This window comes from Streptomyces sp. NPDC059917 (assembly GCF_042730635.1).
GTDB lineage: Bacteria > Actinomycetota > Actinomycetes > Streptomycetales > Streptomycetaceae > Streptomyces.
In genome coordinates this window covers 1-2,918 of record NZ_JBHWLC010000178.1, presented here as the reverse complement: position 1 = coordinate 2,918, position 2,918 = coordinate 1, and the positions used below count along the sequence as shown (strand labels likewise).

Annotated in this window: 3 protein-coding genes; 2 read left to right on the top strand and 1 reads right to left on the bottom strand. The window is 72.2% G+C overall.

Annotated features, from left to right (window positions below):
- Positions 1 to 108: 108 nt before the first annotated feature.
- A complete protein-coding gene (locus tag ACFWAR_RS39275; RefSeq protein WP_385788498.1) occupies positions 109 to 1,305 on the bottom strand; it encodes a cytochrome P450 in 1,197 nt (398 codons plus the stop codon).
- A 192-nt stretch (positions 1,306 to 1,497) separates the two neighbouring features.
- Between ACFWAR_RS39275 and ACFWAR_RS39270 the strand changes: the two genes are divergently transcribed.
- Positions 1,498 to 2,526: a ketoacyl-ACP synthase III family protein gene (locus ACFWAR_RS39270; protein WP_385788496.1), complete on the top strand. Its 1,029-nt coding sequence runs from the start codon at positions 1,498 to 1,500 to the stop codon at positions 2,524 to 2,526.
- Between the two features lie 29 nt (positions 2,527 to 2,555).
- Positions 2,556 to 2,816, top strand: coding sequence for a phosphopantetheine-binding protein (locus tag ACFWAR_RS39265; RefSeq protein WP_385788494.1), 261 nt, complete (start codon positions 2,556 to 2,558; stop codon positions 2,814 to 2,816).
- Positions 2,817 to 2,918: the final 102 nt, after the last annotated feature.

Here is a 2,918-nt window from a genome sequence, read left to right as displayed (position 1 = left end):
GCCCCCGCCCCCCCGCCCCCGTCCGCGCTCCCCCCGCGCCCCCGGCCCAGTCCGGGGGTCCGGGGCGGCGGGCGGTCCGCGGGGATCCGGGCGGGCGCCCGGGGCGGTTCACCAGACGACGGGCAGGGCCGCGAGGCCACCGGTCAGGGTGTCGTCGCGGAACTCCAGGTCGTTGGGCGAACCGGCGAGCCGGAGCTCCGGGAAGCGCTCGAAGACCGTGGAGAACACGGCCTGCAGCTCCACCCGGGCCAGACTGGCGCCGATGCAGAAGCGCGGCCCGTGACCGAAGGCCAGGTGCTGCGAGATGTCACGCGTGATGTCGAAGGTGTCCGGGTCGTCGAACATCTCCGGGTCGCGGTTGGCCGCGGTGAAGGGCAGCAGCACCAGGTCGCCCGCCGGGATCGTCACCCCGCCCACCTCGATGTCCTCGTGGGCGTAGCGCGGCAGCACGTCCTGCGTGGACGGCGCCGCCGCCCGCAGGATCTCCTCCACCGCGTTCTTCACCAGGCTCGGGTCCCGGCGCAGCAGCTCCCGCTGCTCCGGGTGGGTGAGCAGCAGCAGCGTGCCGATGTCCAGCCGGGTCACCGTCGTCTCGTGGCCCGCGAACAGCAGCGCCGCGCCGAGGCCCGCGATCTCGTCGTCCGTGAGGTTCTCCCGCTCCTGCGCCTCGAGCAGGTCCGAGAACACGTCCTGACCCGGGTTCGCGCGCTTGACCTCGATCAGCTTGTACATGTAATTCGTCAGCCGGTCCCAGGCCGCCTGGGACTCCACCCGGTTGTACAGGTTGGTCGCGCCGTTCGAGTAGGTCCGGAATTCCTCCCGGTCCTCACCCGGAACGCCCAGCAGCTGGCAGATCACCAGGACGGGCAGCGGGAAGGACAGCGCCTCGTGGAAATCGCCGGGCTGCGGCCCCGCGGCCATCTTGTCGAAGAGGTCGTCGACGATCTCCTGCACCTCGACCCGGAGCTTCTCCACCCGGCGGGCCGAGAACGACGGCGCGAACAGCCGGCGCATGCGCGCCCGGTTGGCGACCTCCTCGCTCGGCACACCGAGCGGGCCGCTGATGACGGCCGCGTTGGCCAGCCGGGCCGCGCTGTCCGGATCCGGGTGCGAGCGCCCGATCCGGGGGTCGTTGAACAGCTCCTTGATCTCCTTGTAACGGGTGATCAGCCAGCCCTCGTCACCCGCCGGGGTACCGACCCGCGCCACCGGGTGCTCGCCCCGCAGCTTGTGGTACATCGGTGCGATCGCCGTAGCCGGGTTCACCGCATCGCGGTCGAAGGGCAGCCGAGGCAGTTCCTGCATTGCTGTCACGTTGATCTACTCCTCGATGAATGCGGATACGGCTCCGGCCCGCACGCTATTCAGACGCGCTAAAGCTGACTTAAACCAGCCGGTTCGGCCCCTTCGGCCCCCCGCAAGCGCGCCGAAAGCGCCGCGCAAGACCCTCCGCGGAGCATTCCGAGACGCGCTCACATCTTTTGGAAGAGGACGATTGTGACGAGAGTCGACGATGTCTTCCTGGCGGGCATCGGCACCTACCTGCCGGACCGCGTCACCACCGCCGAGGCCGTCGCGAAGGGCTGGTACGACGAGGAGACGCGCGCCGAGAGCGGCATGCTCTCCGTCGCCGTCGACCCGCGGACCCCCGCACCCGACATGGCCGTGGCCGCCGCCCGGGAGGCCCTCAAGCGCTCCGAGCACGCGCCCGACGACTTCGCGGCCCTCCTGCACACCCCCGTGCACCACCAGGGCCCCGAGATCTGGTCGGCCCCCCACTACATCCTGCACAACACCCTGGACCGCCCGGTCCCCGCCCTGGAGGTCCGCCAGGGCTGCATCGGCATGATCACCTCGATGCGGATGGCCGCGCTCTGGCTGAACGGGTCCCCGGACGGCGACGCCGTCCTGATCACCGCGGGCGACAACTTCTCCACCCCCAACATCGACCGGTGGCGGGTCAGCGGCCACTACCTGCTCGGCGACGGCGGCTCGGCCGCCGTCCTCTCCCGCCGCGAGGGCTTCGCCCGGCTGCTCTCCGTCCACTCCGTCTCCTGCCCCGCGGCCGAAGTGCTGCACCGCGGCGGCGAGCCCCTCTTTCCGCCCGGCGTCACCCTCGGCAAGCGCCTCGACCTGGAGGAGCGCAGCGACCACATCCGCGCGCAGTGGGCCGCGGGCGTCGCGCCGCCGCTGTTCCACCTGGGCGACGTGGTGACGGAGGTGACCGACCGGGTCCTCGCGGACGCCGGACTCACGATGCGCGACATCACCCGGGTCGCCCACAGCGGCGTCGCCCTCGAACAGATACGCAACGGGTTCCTCGACCCGCTGGGCATCGAACTCGAGCGCGGCACCTGGGAGTTCAACCGCCGCCTCGGCCACTCCGCGGGCACCGACCAGATCGCCGGCCTGGAGCACCTGCTGACCACCGGCCAGGTCGGGCCCGGCGACCGGGTGCTGCTGCTGGCCGCGGCCGTCGGCATGGAGGTCGCCGGCGCCGTCGTGGAGATCCTCTCCGCCCCCTGAACCACTCCACGGACAGAAGGAAGACAGCCATGGCAACGCCGAACGGCACCACCCGGCAGGAGATCCGCGAGGCGCTGGCGCCCATCATCGGCGTGCCCGTCGAGCAGATCGGCGACGACGTGAACCTCGTCCGACTCGGACTGAAGTCGCTGCACCTGATGCAGCTGATCAACGGCTGGCGCCGCTCCGGCATCGCCGTGAAGTTCGGCGACCTCGCGGCCACCCCCACCGTCGACGCCTGGGCCCTGCACCTCGCCGACCGCGTCGCCGCGGCGGCAGAGCCCCGCTGAGGGCCCCGACGGCGCACCGAAGGGCCGGGGGCGGGGCTGGGGGGCCGTGCCCCGCCCGGGCGCGTGGGGGGGGGGGAAGCCCCCCCGGCCGGACCACCCGGG